The sequence below is a fragment of the Streptomyces sp. NPDC053541 genome (assembly GCF_044544705.1).
Lineage (GTDB): Bacteria > Actinomycetota > Actinomycetes > Streptomycetales > Streptomycetaceae > Streptomyces.
The window spans coordinates 363958-385389 of sequence record NZ_JBITXM010000001.1 but is presented as its reverse complement, the minus strand read 5'-3'; the positions used below and the strand labels follow the sequence as shown (position 1 = coordinate 385389).

The 21432-nt window shown below is 73.2% G+C and carries 15 protein-coding genes; 6 read left to right on the top strand and 9 right to left on the bottom strand.

The features are described 5' to 3' along the window. Positions 1-137 precede the first annotated feature (137 nt). Positions 138-1454 carry a M28 family metallopeptidase gene (locus ACIGW2_RS01945; protein WP_399840580.1) on the top strand — a complete coding sequence of 439 codons (1317 nt, stop codon included), beginning with the start codon at positions 138-140 and terminating at the stop codon, positions 1452-1454. A gap of 82 nt (positions 1455-1536) precedes the next feature. Here ACIGW2_RS01945 and ACIGW2_RS01940 read toward each other — a convergent pair whose 3' ends face one another. After that, entirely contained in the window at positions 1537-2724 is a 1188-nt protein-coding gene (locus ACIGW2_RS01940) for an outer membrane lipoprotein carrier protein LolA (protein ID WP_399840579.1), read from the bottom strand. A gap of 162 nt (positions 2725-2886) precedes the next feature. Then, positions 2887-3897, bottom strand: a complete 1011-nt coding sequence (locus ACIGW2_RS01935; protein ID WP_361574979.1) for a polyprenyl synthetase family protein — start codon at positions 3895-3897, stop codon at positions 2887-2889. Positions 3898-4190: 293 nt separating this feature from the next. Here ACIGW2_RS01935 and ACIGW2_RS01930 point away from each other — a divergent pair, with 293 nt between their 5' ends. Next, complete coding sequence (locus tag ACIGW2_RS01930) at positions 4191-6266, top strand: CocE/NonD family hydrolase (RefSeq protein WP_399840577.1); 2076 nt, start codon at positions 4191-4193, stop codon at positions 6264-6266. A gap of 113 nt (positions 6267-6379) precedes the next feature. Here the strand turns inward: ACIGW2_RS01930 and ACIGW2_RS01925 are convergent, their stop codons facing one another. After that, positions 6380-7657, bottom strand: a complete 1278-nt coding sequence (locus tag ACIGW2_RS01925; RefSeq protein WP_399840576.1) for an LPXTG cell wall anchor domain-containing protein — start codon at positions 7655-7657, stop codon at positions 6380-6382. A 313-nt stretch (positions 7658-7970) separates the two neighbouring features. Next, complete coding sequence (locus ACIGW2_RS01920; RefSeq protein WP_399840575.1) at positions 7971-9305, bottom strand: peptidase; 1335 nt, start codon at positions 9303-9305, stop codon at positions 7971-7973. Between the two features lie 335 nt (positions 9306-9640). On the opposite strand from ACIGW2_RS01920, the gene fahA reads away from it, so the two are divergent. Then, positions 9641-10873: a fumarylacetoacetase gene (gene fahA / locus ACIGW2_RS01915; RefSeq protein WP_356061264.1), complete on the top strand. Its 1233-nt coding sequence runs from the start codon at positions 9641-9643 to the stop codon at positions 10871-10873. Between the two features lie 15 nt (positions 10874-10888). Here fahA and ACIGW2_RS01910 read toward each other — a convergent pair whose 3' ends face one another. Beyond that, positions 10889-11719 (bottom strand): carbohydrate-binding protein, encoded by an 831-nt coding sequence (locus ACIGW2_RS01910; protein WP_391653256.1) that lies wholly within the window; start codon positions 11717-11719, stop codon positions 10889-10891. A 55-nt stretch (positions 11720-11774) separates the two neighbouring features. Next, complete coding sequence (locus tag ACIGW2_RS01905; protein ID WP_399840572.1) at positions 11775-12731, bottom strand: AraC family transcriptional regulator; 957 nt, start codon at positions 12729-12731, stop codon at positions 11775-11777. A gap of 263 nt (positions 12732-12994) precedes the next feature. Here ACIGW2_RS01905 and ACIGW2_RS01900 point away from each other — a divergent pair, with 263 nt between their 5' ends. The 3 genes from ACIGW2_RS01900 (at position 12995) to ACIGW2_RS01890 (ending at position 16148) form a co-directional block, all read left to right on the top strand. Further along, positions 12995-13552, top strand: a complete 558-nt coding sequence (locus ACIGW2_RS01900; RefSeq protein ID WP_391653258.1) for a hypothetical protein — start codon at positions 12995-12997, stop codon at positions 13550-13552. 224 nt (positions 13553-13776) lie between these two features. Then, a complete protein-coding gene (locus ACIGW2_RS01895) occupies positions 13777-14187 on the top strand; it encodes a hypothetical protein (protein ID WP_361574957.1) in 411 nt (136 codons plus the stop codon). Then, complete coding sequence (locus ACIGW2_RS01890; protein WP_399840570.1) at positions 14184-16148, top strand: hypothetical protein; 1965 nt, start codon at positions 14184-14186, stop codon at positions 16146-16148. The genes ACIGW2_RS01895 and ACIGW2_RS01890 overlap by 4 nt, the downstream gene beginning before the upstream one ends. A gap of 86 nt (positions 16149-16234) precedes the next feature. Here ACIGW2_RS01890 and nuoN read toward each other — a convergent pair whose 3' ends face one another. The 3 genes from nuoN to nuoL are packed head-to-tail and all read right to left on the bottom strand — an operon-like array spanning position 16235 to position 21429. Continuing rightward, positions 16235-17896, bottom strand: a complete 1662-nt coding sequence (gene nuoN / locus ACIGW2_RS01885; RefSeq protein ID WP_391653262.1) for an NADH-quinone oxidoreductase subunit NuoN — start codon at positions 17894-17896, stop codon at positions 16235-16237. After that, the gene (locus ACIGW2_RS01880; RefSeq protein WP_391653263.1) at positions 17893-19482 is read right to left on the bottom strand and encodes an NADH-quinone oxidoreductase subunit M; all 1590 of its coding nucleotides are present in this window, start codon (positions 19480-19482) and stop codon (positions 17893-17895) included. The genes nuoN and ACIGW2_RS01880 overlap by 4 nt, the downstream gene beginning before the upstream one ends. Positions 19483-19485: 3 nt before the next feature. Further along, positions 19486-21429 carry an NADH-quinone oxidoreductase subunit L gene (gene nuoL / locus ACIGW2_RS01875; protein WP_399840568.1) on the bottom strand — a complete coding sequence of 648 codons (1944 nt, stop codon included), beginning with the start codon at positions 21427-21429 and terminating at the stop codon, positions 19486-19488. Between the last annotated feature and the right edge of the window lie 3 nt (positions 21430-21432).

The window sequence follows — 21432 nt, the reverse complement described above, 5'->3', positions numbered from 1 at the left end:
CACGACTGCTCGTCGCACGTCGCACGTCGCACATTGCTCGTCGCTCGTCAGCTCCTTGCTCCACGCCTCGCGTCACCCACGGCGCGAGGCGCTCGTACGTTCCGTCCCATCCCCAGTTCGGAATCCGGAGCCCCCACATGAAACTCTCCGCGAGACTGTCCGCCCTGGCCGGAGCCTCGGCCCTCGTCCTCGGCGCCTTCGCCGGCGCCGCACCGGCCGCGACCGCCGCGCCGACCGGCACCGCCGCCGTCACGCCGCCCGACATCCCGGTCGCCAACGTCAAGCAGCACCTGGCCGACCTCCAGTCCATCGCCACCGCCAACGGCGGCAACCGCGCCCACGGGCGCAGCGGCTACAAGGCCTCGATCGACTTCGTGAAGGCGAAGCTGGACGCGGCCGGCTACACCACCGCGATCCAGCAGTTCTCCTACAACGGCTCCACCGGCTACAACCTGATAGCCGACTGGCCGGGCGGCGACCCCAACCAGGTCGTCATGTCCGGCTCGCACCTCGACTCGGTGACCTCCGGGCCCGGCATCAACGACAACGGCTCGGGCTCCGCCGCCATCCTGGAGAACGCCCTCGCCGTCTCCCGCGCCCAGCTCCAGCCGACGAAGCACCTGCGCTTCGCCTGGTGGGGCGCGGAGGAGCTCGGTCTGGTCGGCTCGAAGTACTACGTGAACAACACGCCGTCCACCGAGCGGTCCAAGATCAAGGCGTATCTGAACTTCGACATGATCGGCTCGCCGAACCCGGGCTACTTCGTCTACGACGACGACCCGACGATCGAGCAGACCTTCAAGACGTACTACGCGGGCCTCGGCATCCCCACGGAGATCGAGACCGAGGGCGACGGGCGCTCGGACCACGCGCCGTTCAAGAACGCGGGCGTGCCGGTCGGCGGGCTGTTCTCCGGCGCCGACTACACCAAGACCTCCGCGCAGGCGCAGAAGTGGGGCGGCACGGCCGGGCAGGCCTTCGACCGCTGCTACCACTCCTCGTGCGACACCACGGCGAACATCAACGACACGGCCCTGGACCGCAATTCCGACGCGATCGCCTACGCGATCTGGAACCTGTCGAGCGGCTCCACCACTCCCCCGGCCGGCACGGTCTTCGAGAACACCGCCGACGTCGCCGTCCCGGACAACGGCGCCGCGGTGACCTCGTCGGTGACCGTCACCGGCGTGTCCGGCAACGCGCCCAGCACCCTCCAGGTCGGCGTCGACATCGTCCACACCTGGATCGGCGACCTGGTCGTCGACCTCGTCGCGCCGGACGGCTCGGTCTACAACCTGCACAACAGGACCGGCAGCAGCGCGGACAACATCAACCAGACCTACACCGTGAACGCCTCCACCGAGGTCGCCAACGGCACCTGGAAGCTGCGCGTCCAGGACAAGGCCTCGGCCGACACGGGCTACATCAGCGGCTTCAAGCTGACCTTCCCGTAGGCGGCATCCGCAAGCGCCCGGGTGGGTCGGTGACCATCGCCCCCGACCCACCCGGGGTCCCAACCGTGTGCCGTGCGTGCGGCTACTTCGCGGAGTCGGCCACGGCGACGAGCTTGTCGGGCGTGACCGCGCCGACGTAGACCGTGCCGGAGTCCGTCATCAGGACGTTGACGATCTTCGTCTTGAAGACGGTGCCGGAGCCGAACTTCCCGCTCACCTTGTCGCCGAGGGCGTCCAGGAAGCCCTGGACCTCCTTCGGCGCCTCGTCCGTCTTCGGCGCCGGGGCGCCGGTGTTCAGCTTGGCGACGGTGGTCCAGCCCTCGCCGATGGTCTCGGGGCCGGCGCCCTCGTCGTCCGCGTCCAGGCCGCCGAAGAGCCCGCCGAACTCCTTGCCGAAGCCCTTGCCGAAGGTGTCCTCGGCGTCCTTGCCGGCGTCCTTGTCTGCCTTCTCCGCCGCGCCCTCCGTCACCTTGGCGCCCTTCGGGGGCTTGAAGTCGAAGGTGTCGGCGGCCGGCTTGGCGAAGTCCACCTTGGTGAAGCCGGCGTCGACGACCGGCTTGCCGCCGCTGACGGAGTCGAGGGTGAACTTCAGCGGCGTACCGGTGGACGCGTCCACCGCGATCGTGACCGACTCGACCGTCGAGCCGGCCTGCTTGGGCTTGATCACCAGCTGGTACGCGTCCCGGCCGGCCACCTTGGCGGTGCCGCCGACGGTGATCGAGGTGGTGTCGCCGGCCGCCTTGAGGACCTCGTCGGCGAGCTGCTTGGGCGTGCCCGGCAGCTCCTTCTCCGGGGTTCCGCCCTCGGGGGACCGGCCCTTCTCGTGGAAGACCTCGTTCGACGCGCTGTCGTACGCCCAGAGGTCGTCCCCGTTGTGCACCAGGCTGTACTCGTCGGAGCCGTCCAGGACCGTGAGCTTCTGCCGGTCCGGGCCGTCGGCGGCGACCCGCAGCGTGTGCGAGCCCGAGACCAGCTCGGTGAGCTTCGCCGAGGGGTCGGCGGTGGACGAGCCGCCCGGACCGGACGGGCCGGCCGACGGGAGCAGCCCGGCGAAGGACGGCAGTCCCAGGTCGGTGCTGATCCGGAAGGTGCCGGACAGGGTCTGGGTGTCCGAGGCGGCGATCTTCTCGATGAGCTGCTGTGCGGTGATCTCCGGCAGGTCCGGGTCCCCGGACGCGGCGAGCGCCGGCACCAGGCCGATGGTCGCAGCGGCCACTCCGGCCACCGCGACCGGGACGATGTAACGACTCGCCTTGCGCTGTGCTGCCATGGTCTGCGTTCCCTCCGTGCCCTCGTGGTCGATGTCTCCATCTCACCAGGGCGGGGCCGCCGAATCGTCAGCCCCCGGGATCAACCTGGCCTACCTCTCGGGGATGACCCGCCCCTAGGGCGGGCCCCCCGAACGGGCGGGACGGGCCCGGCCGTACGGGTCTCAGCCCGCGCGGTGCACGACCGCGTCGCACAGCTCCTGGAGGGCCGCCTTCGCGTAGCCCTCGGGGAGCGGGGCGAGCATGGCGCGGGCCTCCTCCGCGTAGCGGACGGTGTCGCGGCGGGCCTGTTCCAGGGCGGGGTGGACGCGGAGCCGGCGCAGCGCCTCGGCGTGCCGGGCGTCGTCGCTGAGGTCGCCCTCGATCAGGGCGAGCAGCTCCAGGTCCTCGGGGCGCCCGTGGGCGGCCGCGGCGGCGCGCAGGTGGAGGACGGGCAGGGTGGGGACGCCCTCGCGGAGGTCGGTGCCGGGGGTCTTGCCGGACTCGTGGGAGTCGGAGGCGATGTCGAGGACGTCGTCGGCGAGCTGGAAGGCGACGCCGAGCCGCTCGCCGTACTGGGTGAGGATGTCGACGACGGACTCGTCGGCGCCGGACATCATGGCGCCGAAGCGGCAGGAGACGGCGACGAGCGAGCCGGTCTTGCCGCCGAGCACGTCGAGGTAGTGGTCGACGTGGTCGCGGTCGCCCTGCGGGCCCGCGGTCTCCAGGATCTGGCCGGTGACGAGCCGCTCGAAGGCCTCGGACTGGATGCGCACGGCCTCGGGGCCGAGGTCGGCGAGGGTGTGCGAGGCGCGGGCGAAGAGGAAGTCGCCGGTGAGGACGGCGAGCGAGTTGCCCCAGCGGCTGTTGGCGCTGGGGACGCCGCGGCGCACGGCCGCCTCGTCCATGACGTCGTCGTGGTAGAGCGTGGCGAGGTGGGTGAGCTCGACGACGACGGCGGAGGGCACGACGCCCGGCGCGTACGGGTCGCCGAACTGGGCCGCGAGCATCACGAGCAGCGGCCGGAACCGCTTGCCGCCGGCGAGCACCAGGTGCTGGGCCGCCTCGGTGATGAACGGCACGTCGCTCTTGGTGGCGTCGAGGAGTCCGGCCTCCACGGCCGCCAAACCGGTCTGGACATCGGCTTCAAGAGCCTGGTCCCGCACGCTAAGACCGAACGGCCCGACGACGGTCACGAGGAGGTCTCCTGTCTGCTGACGCCTGCTGACGCTTGCCGGACCGCACGTCCGCGACACCCCGGCGACCGGGATTGTCGATGTGTCGGTCCACTCACTCAAGCCAGCGTATCCGGTCACGTTTCGATCACCGTGGGCGCCTTCCCGTCACCCCCGGTATGTTCGGGATCAGTCGTTAAGGCCAGGAGTGGGCGGTTTGTCCGGAACGGTGAGCGAACGGTGGTCGAACGGCGATCGACACCGTCCGCGGGACGCACGGCCGCCGCCCCCGTCCATTGAGGTGATCCGACCCCATGCGTTCGCTTCCCGGCGGCCCGAACGGGCCCAGGATCCGCACCGACTTCCCGTACGAGACCGCTCACGAGGACGTCCGCGTCCCGCTGCCGGACGGGACGGAGCTGCACGCCCGGGTCTGGCGGCCGGTCACCGAGGAGCCCGTACCGGCCCTGCTCGAGTACCTGCCGGACCGGCTCACGGACGCGACCGCGGCGCGCGACCGGCAGCGCCACCCGTGGTACGCGGGCCACGGCTATGCCTCCGTACGGGTGGACGCGCGCGGGCACGGCAACAGCGGGGGCCTGCCCGGCGACGCGTACGACCCGGTCGAGCTCGCGGACGGCGTCGCGGTCCTGGAGTGGCTCGCCGGGCAGCGCTGGTGCACCGGGCGGGTCGGCATGTTCGGCCTCGGCCCCGGCGGCGGCGCGGCCCTGCGGATCGCCGCGCTCGCGCCCGCGCCGCTGAAGGCGGTGGTGGCCGTCGGCGCCCCGGACGACCGCTACGACGACGGCGGGCACTACCTGGGCGGCTCCGTCCTCGCCTGCGGCCTGCCCGCCCGGTCGGCGGCCGGGCTCGCCCGCGTCTCGTGGCCCCCGGACCCGCGCTACGCCGCCGGGGACTGGCGCGAGACCTGGCTGCGGCGCCTGAAGGCGGTGCGCCCGTCCGTGCACACCTGGCTGGCCCACCAGACCCGCGACGCCTACTGGCGGCCCGGCGGCCCGCGCGAGGAGCCGTCCGGCGTCGCGGTGCCCGTGCTCGCCGTGGGCGGCTGGCACGAGCCGTACGGGGACACCGTGCTGCGGCTGGCCGAGCGGCTGCCGCAGGACCTGGTGCGCGGCATCGTCGGCCCCTGGTCGCACGGCTACCCGGACGGCGGACTGCCGCCCGGCCCGGCGATCGGCTTCCTCCAGGAGACCCTGCGCTGGTGGGACCACCATCTGCGGGGCGTCGACAACGACGTGATGGCCGAGCCGCTGCTGCGCGTCTGGATCGGCGCGTCCCACCCGCCGGCCCCGGCGCCCGAGGAGCTGCCGGGCCGCTGGGTGACCGAGCCCGCCTGGCCCTCGCCGTACGTCACCCCCGTGGCGTACGGCTTCCAGGGCGCCCCGGTCCTCGTCGACTCGCCGCAGCGCACCGGGCTCGACGCGGGCCTGCCGGTCCCCGGCGGCGGCGCCGCGGACCTGCCGCCGGACCAGCGGGACGAGGACGCCTGCTCGGCCTGCTTCGACTTCCCGGTCCCGGCGGCCGGGCAGGGGACCGAGGGCGCGGGGACGGACGACGACGAGGAGGGGCCCTCGGTCGAGGTCCTCGGGCGCCCGTCCGTCCGCCTCCGCCTGCTGACGTCCGCGCCCACCGGCCAGGTCGTCGCCCGGCTCTGCGACGTCGCCCCGGACGGCACCTCCACCCTGGTCACCCGGGGCGCGCTGAACCTCTCCGCCCGCTACGGCCCGGACCGGGCCGTCGAGGCACAGGTCGGCGAGTGGGAGACGTACTCCTTCGAACTGGCCGCCACCGGCCACGCCTTCCGGCCCGGCCACCGGGTGCGGCTGGCCGTCTCCTCCGCCTACTGGCCGTGGGTCTGGCCGCAGCCGGACGCGGCCGGCTTCACCCTCGACCCGGCCGGTTCCTCCCTCACCCTCCCGGTCCGCGCGCCCACCCGGGACGCCGTCGACTGGGCGGAGCCGGAACACGCCGAGCCGCTCGGCGTCAGCAGCCCGCGCACCCTGGAGGAGCCCCGGCCGGAGCGGCTGGTGGTGCGGGACGTGGCGCGGGGCGAGTGGCGCCTGGAGGTGGACCCGTGCCCGGGCGGGAGCGGCACGCGGGTGTACCCGGACGGCCTGGAGTGCACGGAGGAGGCGGCCGAGACGTACACGATCGGCGAGTCCGACCCGCTGACCGCCCGCACCCGGGCCACCTGGGCGGTCCGGCTGCACCGCCCGGAGGAGGCCTGGGACGTGCGGATCGAGACCCGTTCGGAGGTCTCCTGCGACGCGGACGCGTTCTTCACCTCCGACGAGCTGATCTGCCGGGAGGGCGAGGAGGTCGTCTTCCACCGCACCTGGGAGGAACGCCTCCCCCGCACGGCGGGCTGAGCGGGCCCACCCGGGCCCACCCGGGCCCACCCGGACACGGCGAGGGGCCCCTCCCGGCGGACCGTCGCCGGAAGGAGCCCCTCGGTCCTGCTTGCCTCTGCTACGCCGTGCGCTTACGCGCCCGCGCCGGCCTTGCGGCGGCGCACGACGACCATCGCCCCGGCGCCGAGCACCACGGCCGCGCCGCCCGCGAGGGCGATCGGCAGGGTGGAGGAGCCGGCACCGGTGGTGGCGAGGCTGCCGCCGGTGGAGCCGCCGGAGCCGGAGGTGCCGGTGGCGACCGGCGCGGTGGACTGGCCGCCCTGCGGGGAGGTGTTGCCGTTCCCGCCGGCGGAGCCGCCGTTGCCGGTGCCGGGCTTGTGGGCCTTGACGATGCCGAACTCCGCGTAGGAGCCCTCCTCGTCGTAGCCGCAGGAGCCGTCCTCGTTCATGTAGGCGCCGCCCGCGACCACGACGCCGTCACCGGCGGGGGCCTTCGCGTCGACCGCGACCTTCAGCTTGAAGTCGAAGGACTTGCCCGGCTTGAGGGAGGACAGGCTGGAGAAGCCGTCCTCCCCGTCGATCGCCTGCCACTTCGGGCTGGTGGCGGAGGACCAGGTCAGGTGGAGGTAGGGGTCGAGGTCCTCGTCCAGGGCGAAGGCCTCGGCGTAGCCGCCGACCTCGCCCAGCTCGACCTTGCCCTTGTTGGTGACGCGGAAGGTGAAGACGCCGCTGGTGCCGGCGGTGATCTTCTTCGGGCCGGTCACGGAGGTGACGAGGCTCTTGTCGGCCTGGCAGTCCTCGTCGCCCGGCTCCGCCTTCTCGGCCTCCTCCAGCGCCTTCTGGGCGGCGTCGAGGGCCTTCTTGGCGTCGGTCACGGCCTTCTGGGCGACGCCGATGTCGCGGACGAGCGCGACCCGGGCGTCGTCGTAGGCCTTCTGGGCGTCGGCGAGGGCGGCGGCCTTGGCGTCGGCCGTGGTCTTGGCGGTCGCCGCCTCCGTCTGCGCGTCCGCGAGGGCCTTGGCGGCGGCGACCTTCTGGTCGTCCGTGGCGTCGGCCGGCAGCTCGTCCATGGCCTTCTGCGCGTCGGCCAGCTTCTGGTCGGCCGCGGTCTTGGCGGCGGCGGCCTCGTCGGAGGCCTTGCGCGCGTCGGCGCGGGCGGTGACGAGCTCGGGGTGGTTCTTGTCGAACTCGTCGAGCGCGGTCTTGAGCTCGGCCACGTGCGCGACGGCGGCGTCGTAGGCGGCCTGGGCCTTGACGACGGCCAGGCGGAGCTTCTCGATGTCCTGGGTCTGGTTCTGCGTCTGCGCGGCCGGCTTCGTGTCGGCGAACGCGGGTGCGGCGGAGAGGAGCACGACCGGGGTGGTCACGGCCGCGGCCACGGCGGTGGCGAGAATGCGTCGGATCTTCAAGGTGGACCTTTTCTGGTCGGACGAAGACGAGGAAAAGCAATGTTGTGGGGGTCGCGCGCCTGCGGCTACCTCACGCGGGCACGACGCTGTTCCGAATCCTAGGCGCGAAAAAGCGCCCGGGCACCGGGAATTCAGCGGGTGCGGAACGGCCCGCCCGGCCGCCCGACGGGAAACGCAGGCGAATCCGGACAGTTGCTCACGAGGGCCGCACTTTCTTCGTGATCCATGTCACAAGCCCTCACGTCCCTTTCCCTGTCATGGAAAAGGCCCGCACTCCGTACGGAATGCGGGCCCCCTCTTCGGTCCCGGCGGATCAGGCGTCCGCGCCGGCCCTGCGGCGGCGCACGGCGACCATCGCCCCGGCGCCCAGCGCCACGGCCGCGCCGCCCACGAGGGCGATCGGCAGGGCGGCGGGGCCGGCGCCGGTGGCGGCCAGCGTGCCGCCGGTGGTCGTGGTGCCGGTGGTGCTCGTGGTCGTGGTGGTGGTCCGCACCGGCGTGGTGGACGAGCCGCCCTGCGCGGTGGTGTTGCCGTTGCCCTGGGCGGGCTTCGCGGGCTTGCCCGGCTTCGCGGCGCCCTGGGCGATCGTGAAGTCGGCCCGGTCCTCGCCGCCCCAGCCGCAGGAGCCGTCCTCGGCGTCGTAGCCGACGGTGGCGAGGAGCGAGGCGTAGGCCCGGGGGGCCTTGGCGTCGACGGTCACGCGCAGCTTCACGTCGGTGCTCGCGCCCGCCTTCATGGGCGTGAGCCGGACCAGGGCGGAGTCCTCGTCCAGGTCCACCCACGGCGCGCCGCCGACGGAGGCCTTGAGGTCGAGCCAGCGGCCGAGGTCGTCGTCCCCGGTGCCGGCGTCGACCAGGCTGAGCAGGGCGTCCGGGTGCGCGACGGGCGCGCCGGTGCGGTTGCCGACGCGCAGGGAGAAGTCGCCGCTCGCGCCGGCCGCGATCCGCCGCGGGCCGGTCAGCCGGACGGTGAGGGTCTCGGTGACGTCCTCGCAGGCGTCGTCGGGGTCCTCCGGGTCCTCGCCCTCGGCGAGTGCCCGCTCCAGAGCCTTCTCGGCGTCGGCGAGGGCCTTGGCAGCGGCCTCCCGCAGCGGCACGAACGTCGCCGAGTGCTCGCGGACCAGGCGCACCTTCTCGTCGTCGACCGCGTCCTCGGCCCCCGTGACCTTGGCGTCGGCGGCGGCCTTGGCGGCGGCCGCCGCCTCCGCGCCCGCCCTGGCCCCGGTCACGGCCTGTCGGGCCGCGTCCTTCTCCTCCTGGGTCGCCGACTCGGGCAGCGCGGCGAGCGCCTTCTCGGCCGCGGCGAGCTTCTCGTCGGCCGTCGTCTTCGCCGAGGCCGCCGCGACGGCCTCCGCCTGCGCGGCGTCGCGGGAGACGGCGAGCGGGTGGGTGCCACCGGGCTTCAGCGTCTCCATGACGGCGAGGATCCGCCGAGTGTTCTCCCGGCTGTCCGCGTCGACCTTGTCGACCTCCTTGCGCGCCTTCGCCACCGCCTCCCGCAACTCCGCGATCGTCGGCTTCTTCGTGCGCTGTTCCGCGGCTCCGGAGCCGGGCTTTCCGTCGGCGAATGCCGGGGCGGCGGAAAGGAGAAGAACGGGCGCGGTGACCGCGGCGGCGACGGACGTCGCCAGAATGCGGCGCAACTTCATGAACACATCCCCCAGGTCGGGCGGTGAGCCGAGCGAACGAACTCACGGCCAACAAAGCGAAAAGACACGGGGAAGGGGCGCCTGCGGAAATCTCACGCGGCGCAACGCCGACCCCGTCGCCCTGATCGTAGAACCGGAACGCGACTCCGCGCGGGGTGATCCGGGCGCCCGCGACGGGCCTCCCGGCGCCCGGCGGGCGCACCGGCTCCGCATACGGAACGAATCGGGACGGTTGCCCACGGAGGCCGCACTTTCCGTGTGACACATGTCATCAGCGGCTCGGCGCCCGCCCCGTAACGTGTCCCCCACACACCTGGAAAGCGAGGCAAGCACCGATGCCCGAGCAGAGCCCGCTCGACCTGCCCGAGGGCGACCCCTTCGGCCCGCACAACCTTCCGTACGGCGTCTTCTCCACCGCCGACGAGCCCGACCGCCGCCGGCTCGGCGTCCGGATCGGCGGGTACGTGCTCGACGCCGGGGCCGCCGCGCACGCCCTCGGCTCGCCGTACGCGGCGCTGCTCGACCGGCCCAGCCTCAACCCGCTGCTCGCGGCGGGCCGCACCGCCTGGCGCGACGTGCGGCGCGCGCTCGTCGGCTGGGTCACCGTGCCCGCGCACCGGCCGGTCGTGGAACCGCTGCTGCACCCGCTCGACGCGGTCACCCTGCACCTGCCGTACGAGGTCGCCGACTACGTCGACTTCTACGCGAGCGAGCACCACGCCACCAACGTCGGCAGGATCTTCCGCCCGGACGGCGACGCGCTCACCCCGAACTGGAAGCACCTGCCGATCGGTTACCACGGGCGGGCCGGCACCGTCGTGGTCTCCGGCACGGACGTCGTGCGCCCGGCCGGACAGCGCAAGGCGCCGGCCGACCCGGCGCCGGTCTTCGGGCCCTCGGTCAAACTGGACATCGAGGCCGAGGTCGGCTTCCTCGTCGGCACCCCGTCCACGCTCGGCACGCCCGTGCCGCTCGCCGACTTCCGCGAGCACGTCTTCGGTCTGACGCTGCTCAACGACTGGTCGGCGCGCGACATCCAGGCCTGGGAGTACGTGCCGCTCGGCCCGTTCCTCGGCAAGTCCTTCCAGACCTCGGTGTCGGCCTGGGTGACGCCGCTCGAAGCCCTGGACGCGGCCCGGGTCGCCCCGCCGGCGCGGGACTTCGCGCTCCAGCCGTACCTCGACGACTCCGCCGAGGAGGAGCCGGGCGGCTTCGACCTGCGGATCAGCGTGGCCATCAACGGCCAGGTGGTGGCCGAGCCGCCGTTCGCCTCCATGTACTGGACGGCGGCCCAGCAGCTCGCCCACATGACCGTGAACGGCGCCTCGCTGCGCACCGGCGACCTCTACGGCTCCGGCACGGTCTCGGGGCCCGAGGTCGGCCAGCGCGGTTCGCTGCTCGAACTCACCTGGAACGGGCGCGACGCGCTCGACCTGCCCGACGGCAAGCGCACGTTCCTGGAGGACGGCGACGAGGTCACCCTGACCGCCTGGGCCCCCGGCCCGGACGGCACCCGGGTCGCCCTCGGCGAGGTCACCGGCCGGATCGTCCCCGCCGCCTCCGCCTGATCCGAGAGGGACGGCCTAGCGGGCGGCCCACAGGGCCGGGACCGCCGGCGGCTCCCAGCCGGGCTGGGCCGTGTGCGCCTGGAGGCACACATAGCCCCGCCCGGCGTAGGTGACCGCGTCCCCGGCGCGGTACGCGGTGCCGACCGCCCATGTGCCGCCCGGGGCCGTCGAGGTCGGCGTGGGCGTCGGGGTGGGGCTCGGGCCCGGGTCCTGGGGGACGTCGAGGACGAAGTCGAAGGCGGCTTCCTTGCCGCCGCCGGCGTCCCGCACGCTCATCAGCAGTCGCGGGTCGAAGATCGAGTCCGTGTTGTTGCGGGGCTCGCCCGGGAAGTACAGCTGCGTGGTGAGGATCGGACGCCCCGGCGCCTGCACCTTGACGTGGATGTGCCGGGTGCGGCCGGGATAGAGGCCCGGCACGATCGTGGTGAGCGCGAAGGAGCCGTCCGCGCCGGTGAACTGGTGCCCGCGGAAGCGGAATCCGGTGTTGTCGTAGGCGCCGTTGGTGTCCGCCTGCCAGAAGTCGAGCAGCGCCCCGGAGATCGGCCGGCAGGCCCGCCCGAAGACGTAGCCGCTCACGGTGAGCCGCACCCCGGCCGTGCCGGGCTCCAACAGGCTCGTGCGCAGCGGCGAGTTCGGCTTGAAGTAGGGGCCCTCGATCTGCGCGACGGTCGGCTCGTCGCCGTCGTCGCAGGCCGGGGTCAGCGGCGGGGTGCCCGCGCCGTCGGTGAGCGTCCGGGCGAGCGCCGGGACGCCCATGAGCACGGCGGGCGCGGCCATGCCGGCGGCGAGCGCCGCGCGCAGCACGGTCTTGCGGGTGACGTGTCCGGTACTGGTCTCGCGGTCCATGCCTGCTCCTCCTGTGGGGGCCGGGGGGCGGGGAGTCGTGCGATCGACCAGAAACCTAGGTGCGGGCGGGGCCCGCTTCGATGGACGCAGCGCGGTGGTCGTGGTGCTTTCGGAAGTCGCCGGGGCTCATGCCGGTCTCGCGCCGGAAGAAGCGGCAGAAGTAGGCGGGGTCGTCGAAGCCGGTCCGGGCCGCGATCTGGCGTACCGTCAATTCAGTGCGGGCGAGCAGGCGTTGGGCCTCCTGGGTGCGGGCCTCGCGGAGCAGTCCGGCCGGGGTGCGGCCGAGGGCCGCCCGTACCGCCTCGGTGAGGTAGCCGGGGGTGACGCCGATCCGGCGGGCGCAGTCCCGGACCGAGCGGGGCAGGTCCGCGCCGCCGTCCCGTCCGGTACGGGCGAGGAGCCGGGCGAACTCCTCGGCGACGGCGGCGGCCCGGCCCGGCGGCGCCGCGGCCGGTGCCGCCGGCCGGTCCGGTCCGCGGAGCCGGGCGGTGCGCACGAGGAGGACGTGCAGCAGCGAGCGCAGCACGGTCGCGAAGCCGGGGTCGCCGTGCCCGTACTCCTCCCTGAGCTCGGCGATCAGCCGGCCGGTGCGGGCGTGGGCGGCGGGGTCGAGGCGGAGCCAGGGGCGTTCGCCGATGCGGCGCAGGAGTTCGTGGTCGCCGGGGTGGTCGAGGAGGAATTCGGGGGTGAAGAGGACGACGGAGCCGTCGAGGCCGTGGACGTCCTCCCAGTGGTGGAGTTGGCCGGGCAGGATCAGGCCGAGCTGGGGCGGGCGGAGCTCCCAGCGGTCCAGGTCGACCACATGGGTGCCGGTGCCGTGGGTGACGTGGACGATCTCGTAGAAGGTGTGCCGGTGCGGGAACGCGGCCCGGGACATCGGGCCGATGGTGTCGAAGCTGCCGGCCGCGAAGGGCACGTCGTCGGGCAGCCGCATCTCCAGGCGGTGCACGGGTGGTTCGCCGCGCCGGGACGCGGTGCAGGGGCTGTCGGGCAACGCGGTGGTGCCGCGCATCGTGCGGCCTCCCTCGGGTCGGCGGGGTCAGCGGGTCGGCGGGTCGGCGGGTCGGGTCGGCTCGGCCCGCCGATCGGCCTCAATGGTCGAGACCAATCCGGGCGGTTACTCACGATGACACGGTGACCCCCAATGGGTCACCCCCGCGTGCGGCCTCCCCGCCCGCCGGGTCAGGCTGCTGGGGACGGCGGGAACCGGGGAGAGCCCGCCCACGTCAGGCGGCCCGTTCGGGGCCCGCCCACCCTCCCGAGGAGCAGACACACATGTCCGCACGACCCCGCCCCCTCATGGCCGCGTTCGCGCTGGCCGCCGTCACCTCGCTGGCCCTGGGGGCCGCCCCGGCCGTGGCGAAGGCACCGGCCGGCCACGACTTCCCGCACCCGGACCTCAAGAAGACGTACGAGGCCACCAAGAAGTACACGTCCGAGCAGGCGGCCATCGCCGACGGCTACCAGCGCACGGACGTCTGCGTCGAGGAACCGGAACTCGGCGGCATGGGCTACCACTACGTGAAGCCCGCGAACATCGGCTCGACCGACCCGACGAAGCCGGCCGCCGTCCTCTACGCGCCGAACCACAAGACCGGCAAGCGCGAGCTGGTCGCCGTCGAGTGGGTCGTCCCCAACACCGGCCAGCCGAGGCCGGTCCTCTTCGACCACCCCTTCGACGGCCCGGCCGACATCCCGCCGGTCGGGAACGTCTACACCCTGCACGCGTGGATCTACAAGAAGAACCCCAAGGGCGTCTTCACCCCGTACAACCCGCGGGTGCACTGCACGCCGTGCACCGAGGAGCACGGCAAGCAGCCGCAGAAGCCGTAGCGCGCGCACCGAAGGCCCCGGCCCCGCACGGAGGCCGGGCCTTCCGTGTGCCCGGGGCCGGGCGGCCCGGGGTCGGCGCCGGCCCCTCACGGCGGTTTCTCGCCAAAGTGAGAGGAGGGCGTGCGGCGGCAAGGGGTTCTCGGTACACAGAGGTTGGCCATCGCGGCGGTGGGCCGTCGCCCTTCCTCCGCGTCCGATGCGTCGACACGCCCACGGGGGTATCCGTGTCCGAGATCGAGATCCTTCTGAGTCAGGCCGTACCGGCGGTCAGCGCGGCGGTGAGCGCCTACGGTGCCGCGGTGCTGACCCGTGCCGAGGACGAGGCCGCCGGCGCCACCGTGCGCCTCGGTCAGCGGCTGCTCGAAAGACTGCGCCGGAACGCTCCGGACCGCCCGGCGCTGGACGCGGCGGTGACGGACCTGGCGGAGGCCGAGGACGACCCGGACGCCGTGGCCGCGCTGCGCCTGCGGATCCGGCAGGCGCTGCGGGACTCCCCCGAGCTGCGCGCGGAGCTGGCGGCCCTGCTGCCCGCCCCGGCCGTGGAGGCCGGCGGCGAGCGGTCGGTGTCCGTGGGCGGCGACGTGACCGGCATCGTGTCCACCGGGGACGGCGCCGTGAACGTCGTGGGCCGATGAGCAGCGCCGGGACCCCGCCGGAGGACCGGGCCGGGCGGGCGGCTCCGGCGCCCGCGCCCGCCCCCGTGCCCGGAGCCCGCAAAGCCGTGGTCGACGTCAACCACGGCATCGTCAGCCAGGGCGACAACGCCATCAACCTGGTGTTCCAGAAGGGCGGTTACGTCCAGGTCCCCGCCCTCGCGGAGCTGCCCCTGCGCCCGCCCGAGCTGCTCGCCGCCCCCGCGGACGTCACGCTCTTCGGCCGCCAGGCGCTCGTGGACACCGTCGTCGCCCAGCTGACCGCCGGCACGAGCGTCCAGCTGTACGGGGACGAGGGCGTCGGCCGCGGCGCGATCGCGGACGCCGTCCACCAGCGGCTGCGGGCCCGCGGCACCCGGGGCCACGTGCTGCGCCCCCGGACCGGTGAGCCCGAGAGCCTGGCGACCCTGTACGAGCGCCTGGCCACCGTCTTCTTCGGCCACCGCTTCCTGCGCGGGGTCGACGAGACCGAGCTCCGCCAGGCCGTCGCCGGCGTGCGCGACGTGCACGTCACGGTCCTCGACTGCGCGCTGGAGGAGTCCGAGCTGCGCCGGCTGCTGCAGACCTTCTCCGGGTGCACGTTCCTCTTCACCTCGCCGTACCGCACCCTGCCCGACGCGGCGGCCGCCCATCACGTGCAGCCGCTGTCCCGCGCCGCGGCGATCGAGCTGCTCAACGCCGAACTGGGCCTGGAGCTGGGCCCGGAGGGCCTCCAGAACCTCCAGTTCGACCTCGCCTACCGCATGTCCGAAGGCCGGCCGCAGCGGCTGCTGCTGTACGCGCGCTTCATCAAGGCCTCGGACGACTGGCGCGAGCGCGCCGACCGGGGCCCGCACGAGCGGCCCCCGGCCTTCGACCCGGAGCGGCTGAGCCCCCGGCACCAGGCGGGGGCCCTGGCGGTCGCCCTCGACGAACCGGCCCGGCGGGTCCTGGTGGCCCTGGCCACGTTCGCCACGCCGCTGGCCCCCGCCTGGTTCGCGCCGGTCACCGGGCACCCGGGCGACGCGGGCAGCGAGCGGGAACTGCTCGACCGGCGGCTGGTCGTCCGCGCCGGGGACGGCTACGCGATCACCCGGGACGCGGCCGCCGCCGTACGGGACCTGGGCTGGGACCCCGCGCCGGCCGCCACGGCCGCCGAGGGGCTGATGGCCGCGCTCGCGCGGGGCGAGGCCGTCACCGGCCGGCCGGATCCGCATCTGCTGCTGACCGTCGCGCAGGCGCTGAACGCCGGCGGGCAGTGGGCGCTGACCTCGCGCTTCGTCCGGGTCGCCGTGGCCGCCGCGCTCACCGCGGGATCCGGCTCGGTCGCCCTGCAGCTCTACGGCCTGGGCCGGATCGCCGCCCTGCGCGGTGGTCTCAGCAAGGACCACGCCTACTACGTGCATACCGAGGAGCAGACCCGGCACCTCCTGGAGGGCGACAAGGCGGCCGTGGCCGCGGCCCTGCTCATCCTGTCGCCGCCGCTGGCCGCGCCGGCCGCGGCGACCGGCGGCAAGGTGAGCGGCTTCTTCGGGAAGCTCGCCACGACGGTCTCCACCAAGGCGGGCGTGACCGCCGCCGCCGTCACGGTGACGGCCGCCGCCACCGTGACCGTCGTGGTGGCCACCAGTGGCGACGGCAAGCCGGCGGGCTGCTCCGAGGCGCTCGCCGCGAACAGCGCGCTCTCCACCCGGGAGGTCCGGACGCCGCAGGACCTCGCCGGCGCCTTCCGGCAGCTGTCCGAGGGCATGACCACCGCGGCGGGGAAGGCGGACGACCCGGCCGTGCGGTCGGTGTTCCGTCAGCAGGCCGACGCCTTCGAAGGGAAGGCCGACGCCAAGCAGGCGGAGACCCCTCCGGCCGACATGCATCCCGATGTGACGGCCGCGCTGGTGAGCAGCGAGAAGCTGCGGGGCGGGATCGAGAACCTCCAGGCCCTGAGTGGCGTCTGCCCCCTGGACTGAGGCCCGGCGCGTGTCCGCGTCCGGACGTGCAGAGGGGCCCGGCCGCCGTGCGGCGGCCGGGCCCCTCTGCGCGTACGGGATCGGGGCTAGCGCACGAACACGCTCGCCTGGCCCGCCAGGTCCAGGAAGTACTGCGGCGCGAAGCCGAGCGCGAGCGTCACGACCACGCCGGCCGTGATCGCCACCGAGGTGAGGCCGGAGGGCACGGCGACCGTGGGGCCGTCCGCCTTCGGCTCGCTGAAGAACATCAGCACGATCACCCGGATGTAGAAGAACGCGGCGACCGCCGAGGAGATCACGCCGACCACGACGAGCGCGCCCGCGCCGCCGTCCGCCGCCGCCTTGAAGACCGCGAACTTGCCGGAGAAGCCGGAGGTCAGCGGGATGCCGGCGAAGGCGAGCAGGAAGACCGCGAAGACCGCCGCGACCAGTGGCGAACGGCGCCCGAGGCCGGCCCACTTGGACAGGTGGGTGGCTTCGCCGCCGGCGTCGCGCACCAGGGTGACCACGGCGAAGGCGCCGATCGTCACGAAGGTGTAGGCGCCGAGGTAGAACAGCACCGAGGAGACGCCGCTGGGCGTGGCCGCGATGACACCGGCCAGGATGAAGCCGGCGTGCGCGATCGACGAGTAGGCGAGCAGCCGCTTGATGTCGGTCTGGGTGATGGCGACGACCGCACCGCCCAGCATGGTGACGATGGCGACGCCCCACATGACCGGCCGCCAGTCCCAGGTGAGGCCCGGCAGCACCACGTACAGCAGGCGGAGCAGCGCGCCGAACGCGGCGACCTTGGTGGCCGCGGCCATGAAGCCGGTGACCGGGGTCGGGGCGCCCTGGTAGACGTCCGGGGTCCACATGTGGAAGGGGACGGCGCCGACCTTGAAGAGCAGACCCATCAGGACCAGGGCGAAGCCGATGAGCAACAGCACGTCGTTGCCCATGGTGGCGGCGAGCGCCGGGTCGATCGCGGGGACGTCGCCGCTGACGACGTCGGCGATCGCGGCGTACGAGACGGAGCCCGCGTAGCCGTAGAGCAGGGCGATGCCGAACAGCAGGAAGGCCGAGGAGAAGGCGCCGAGCAGGAAGTACTTGACCGCGGCCTCCTGCGACATCAGGCGCTTGCGGCGGGCGACGGCGCACAGCAGGTAGAGCGGCAGCGAGAAGACTTCCAGCGCGACGAAGAGCGTCAGCAGGTCGTTGGCGGCCGGGAAGACCAGCATGCCGGTGACCGCGAAGAGGGCCAGCGGGAAGACCTCGGTGGTGGTGAAGCCGGCCTTGACGGCCGCCTTCTCCTGCTCGCTGCCGGGCACGGCGGCGGCCTCGGCGGCGAAGGAGTCGACCTTGTGGCCGTGGTCGGCCGGGTCGAGCCTGCGCTCGGCGAAGGTGAGCACCGAGAGGATGGCGGCGAGCAGGATGGTGCCCTGGAGGAACAGGGCGGGGCCGTCGACGGCGATGGCGCCCATGGCCGCGATGTGGGCCTTGGTGGAGCCGTAGCCGCCGGCGGCGAGGCCGACGACGGCCGCGAAGGCGGCGGCGAGCGCGAGGACGCTCAGGAACACCTGGGTGTGGTGGCGGGCCCGGCGCGGCACGAAGGCCTCGACGAGGACGCTGACCACGGCGGCGCCGACCGTGATGAGGACGGGCGCCAGCTGGGTGTACTCGATGTGGGGTGCCGGGATCTTGTCGATCGGCCCGGCGGCCGTCGTCCACAGGGTGTGGACGGCGGGTGCGACGGCGGTGACGCTCACTTGGCCGCCTCCACTTCGGGGCTCGGGTCCTTCTGCTGGACATCGGACATGGTGTGCCGCACCGCCGGGTTGACGACGTCCGTCAGCGGCTGGGGGAAGACACCGAGGAAGATCAGCACCGCGATCAGCGGGGCGACCACCGCGAGCTCGCGGACCCGCAGGTCCGGCATGGACCGGGTCTGCTCGTTCGCCGGGCCGGTCATCGTCCGCTGGTAGAGGACGAGGACGTAGAGCGCGGCGAGGACGATGCCGGTGGTGGCGATGATCCCGGCCACCGGGTAGCGGGCGAAGGTGCCGACCAGGACCAGGAACTCGCTGACGAACGGGGCGAGTCCGGGCAGCGACAGGGTGGCGAGTCCGCCGATCAGGAAGGTGCCGGCGAGCACCGGGGCGGCCTTCTGCACACCGCCGTAGTCGGCGATGAGCCGGGAGCCGCGCCGGGAGATCAGGAAGCCGGCGACCAGCATCAGGGCGGCGGTGGAGATGCCGTGGTTGACCATGTAGAGCGTGGCGCCGGACTGGCCCTGGCTGGTCATCGCGAAGATGCCCATGATGATGAAGCCGAAGTGGGAGATCGACGCGTAGGCCACCAGGCGCTTGATGTCGCGCTGGCCGACGGCGAGCAGCGCCCCGTACACGATGCTGATCAGCGCGAGGGCGACGATCACCGGGGTGGCCCACTTCGACGCCTCGGGGAAGAGGCCGAGGCAGAAGCGGAGCATCGCGAAGGTGCCGACCTTGTCGACGACGGCGGTGATGAGGACGGCGACCGGTGCGGTGGCCTCCCCCATCGCGTTGGGCAGCCAGGTGTGCAGCGGCCACAGCGGCGCCTTCACGGCGAAGGCGAAGAAGAAGCCGAGGAACAGCCAGCGCTCGGTGCTGGTGGCCATCTCCAGGCTGCCGTCGGCACGCGCCGCCGCGATCTCCGTGAGGGAGAAGTTGCCGGCGACGACGTAGAGCCCGATGACGGCGGCCAGCATGATGAGGCCGCCGACCAGGTTGTAGAGCAGGAACTTGACCGCCGCGTACGAGCGCTGGGCCGCCGCGTTCTCGTCGGTGCCGCTGTGCGCGCGGTCGCCGAAGCCGCCGATGAGGAAGTACATCGGGATCAGCATGGCTTCGAACAGGATGTAGAAGAGGAAGACGTCGGTGGCCTCGAAGGAGAGGATCACCATCGCCTCGACCATGAGGATCAGGGCGAAGAAGCCCTGGGTGGGCCGCCACCGCTTGGAGGAGGTCTCCAGGGGGTCGGCGTCGTGCCAGCCCGCGAGGACGATGAAGGGGATCAGCAGCGCGGTGAGCGCGATCAGCGCCACCCCGATGCCGTCGACGCCCAGTTCGTAGCGGACGCCGAAGTCCTTGATCCAGGCGTACGACTCGGCGAGCTGGTAGCGGTCGCCGCCCGGCTCGAACCGTACGAAGATCACGGCGGCGAGCGCGAGGGTGACGAGCGAGACGAGCAGCGCGAGCCACTTGGCGGCGGTGCGGCGGGCCGCCGGGACGGCCGCGGTGAGCACCGCGCCGACCGCGGGAACGGCCGCCGTCGCCGTCAGGAGCGGGAAGCCCGCGTTGACCACTTGGGACATGAGTTACACCGCCCTCATCAGCAGGGTCGCGGCGATGAGCACGGCCGTGCCTCCGAACATGGAGACCGCGTACGACCGGGCGTAGCCGTTCTGGAGTTTGCGCAGCCGGCCGGAGAGTCCGCCGACGGAGGCCGCGGTGCCGTTGACCACGCCGTCGACGAGGCTGTGGTCGACGTAGACCAGGGAGCGGGTCAGATGGGTGCCGCCGCGGACGAAGACGATGTGGTTGAAGTCGTCCTGGAGCAGGTCGCGGCGGGCGGCCCGGGTGAGCAGCGAGCCGCGGGGCGCGACGACCGGCACCGGGCGGCGCCCGTACTGGAGCCAGGCGAGGCCGACGCCGAGGAGCATGACGGCGACGGTGGCGCCGGTGACGGCGGCGGCGCTGAGCGGGGAGTGCCCGTGCTCGAATCCGGTGACCGGCTCCAGCCACTCGGTGAATCCGGCGTACTCGAAGAAGGCGCCGGCGCCGACGGAGCCGACCGCGAGCAGGATCATCGGGACGGTCATGGACTTCGGCGACTCGTGCGGGTGCGGCATGCGCCCCTCGGCGTGCTCGGCGGCCGGTTCGGCGCTGGGCGCGTGGTCGGCGTCCGGGGCGGGCTGCCAGCGCTTCTCGCCGAAGAAGGTCATCAGCATCACGCGGGTCATGTAGTACGCGGTGATGGCGGCGCCGAGCAGGGCGCAGGCGCCGAGGATCCAGCCCTCGGTGCCGCCCTTGGCGAAGGCCGCCTCGATGATCTTGTCCTTGGAGAAGAAGCCGGACAGCCCGGGGAAGCCGATGATCGCGAGGTAGCCGAGGCCGAAGGTGACGAAGGTGACCGGCATGTACTTCCGCAGGCCCCCGTACTTGCGCATGTCGACCTCGTCGTTCATGCCGTGCATGACGGAGCCGGCGCCGAGGAAGAGCCCGGCCTTGAAGAAGCCGTGGGTCACCAGGTGCATGATCGCGAAGGCGTAGCCGATGGGGCCGAGGCCGGCCGCGAGGACCATGTAGCCGATCTGCGACATGGTCGAGCCGGCCAGCGCCTTCTTGATGTCGTCCTTGGCGCAACCGACGATCGCACCGAAGAGGAGCGTGACGGCGCCGACGACGGTGACGACGAGCTGCGCGTCCGGCGCCGCGTTGAAGACATCGGCGGAGCGGACGATCAGGTAGACGCCGGCGGTCACCATGGTGGCGGCGTGGATGAGGGCGGAGACCGGGGTCGGGCCCTCCATGGCGTCGCCGAGCCAGGACTGCAGCGGCACCTGGGCGGACTTGCCGCAGGCGGCGAGCAGCAGCATCAGGGCGACGGCGGTGAGCTTGCCCTCGCTCGCCCCGCCCTCGGCCGCGGACGTGAGGACCGGGGCGAAGGCGAAGCTGCCGAAGGTGGTGAACATCAGCATGATCGCGATCGACAGGCCCATGTCGCCGACCCGGTTGACCAGGAAGGCCTTCTTGGCGGCGGTGGCCGCGCTGGGCTTGTGCTGCCAGAAGCCGATCAGGAGGTACGAGGCGAGGCCGACGCCCTCCCAGCCGAAGTACAGCAGCAGGTAGTTGTCGGCGAGGACGAGCAGCAGCATCGCCGCGACGAACAGGTTGAGGTAGCCGAAGAAGCGGCGCCGGCGCTCGTCGTGCTCCATGTACCCGATCGAGTACACGTGGATGAGGGTGCCGACTCCGGTGATGAGCAGCACGAAGGTCATCGAGAGCTGGTCGAGCTGGAAGGCGATGTCCGCCTGGAAGCCCTCGACCGGGATCCAGCTGAACAGGCGCTGGTGCAGGGCCCGGTCCTCGGCGCCCTTCCCCAGCATGTCGGCGAACAGGACCAGGCCGATCACGAAGGAGGCGCCGGCGAGGAGGGTGCCGAGCCAGTGCCCGGTCTTGTCGAGCCGCCGTCCGCCGCACAGCAGGACGGCCGCTCCGAGCAGGGGCGCCGCGATGAGCAGCGCGATGAGGTTGTCCACGGT

What these genes read in the sequence shown, in the direction of transcription:
- ACIGW2_RS01945 (WP_399840580.1), top strand. Translation starts at nt 138, where the DNA reads ATGAAACTCTCCGCGAGACTGTCCGCCCTGGCCGGAGCCTCGGCCCTC.
- ACIGW2_RS01910 (WP_391653256.1), bottom strand. Translation starts at nt 11,719, where the DNA reads ATGGACCGCGAGACCAGTACCGGACACGTCACCCGCAAGACCGTGCTG.
- ACIGW2_RS01890 (WP_399840570.1), top strand. Translation starts at nt 14,184, where the DNA reads ATGAGCAGCGCCGGGACCCCGCCGGAGGACCGGGCCGGGCGGGCGGCT.
- ACIGW2_RS01920 (WP_399840575.1), bottom strand. Translation starts at nt 9,305, where the DNA reads ATGAAGTTGCGCCGCATTCTGGCGACGTCCGTCGCCGCCGCGGTCACC.
- fahA (WP_356061264.1), top strand. Translation starts at nt 9,641, where the DNA reads ATGCCCGAGCAGAGCCCGCTCGACCTGCCCGAGGGCGACCCCTTCGGC.
- ACIGW2_RS01905 (WP_399840572.1), bottom strand. Translation starts at nt 12,731, where the DNA reads ATGCGCGGCACCACCGCGTTGCCCGACAGCCCCTGCACCGCGTCCCGG.
- ACIGW2_RS01940 (WP_399840579.1), bottom strand. Translation starts at nt 2,724, where the DNA reads ATGGCAGCACAGCGCAAGGCGAGTCGTTACATCGTCCCGGTCGCGGTG.
- ACIGW2_RS01880 (WP_391653263.1), bottom strand. Translation starts at nt 19,482, where the DNA reads ATGTCCCAAGTGGTCAACGCGGGCTTCCCGCTCCTGACGGCGACGGCG.
- ACIGW2_RS01900 (WP_391653258.1), top strand. Translation starts at nt 12,995, where the DNA reads ATGTCCGCACGACCCCGCCCCCTCATGGCCGCGTTCGCGCTGGCCGCC.
- ACIGW2_RS01930 (WP_399840577.1), top strand. Translation starts at nt 4,191, where the DNA reads ATGCGTTCGCTTCCCGGCGGCCCGAACGGGCCCAGGATCCGCACCGAC.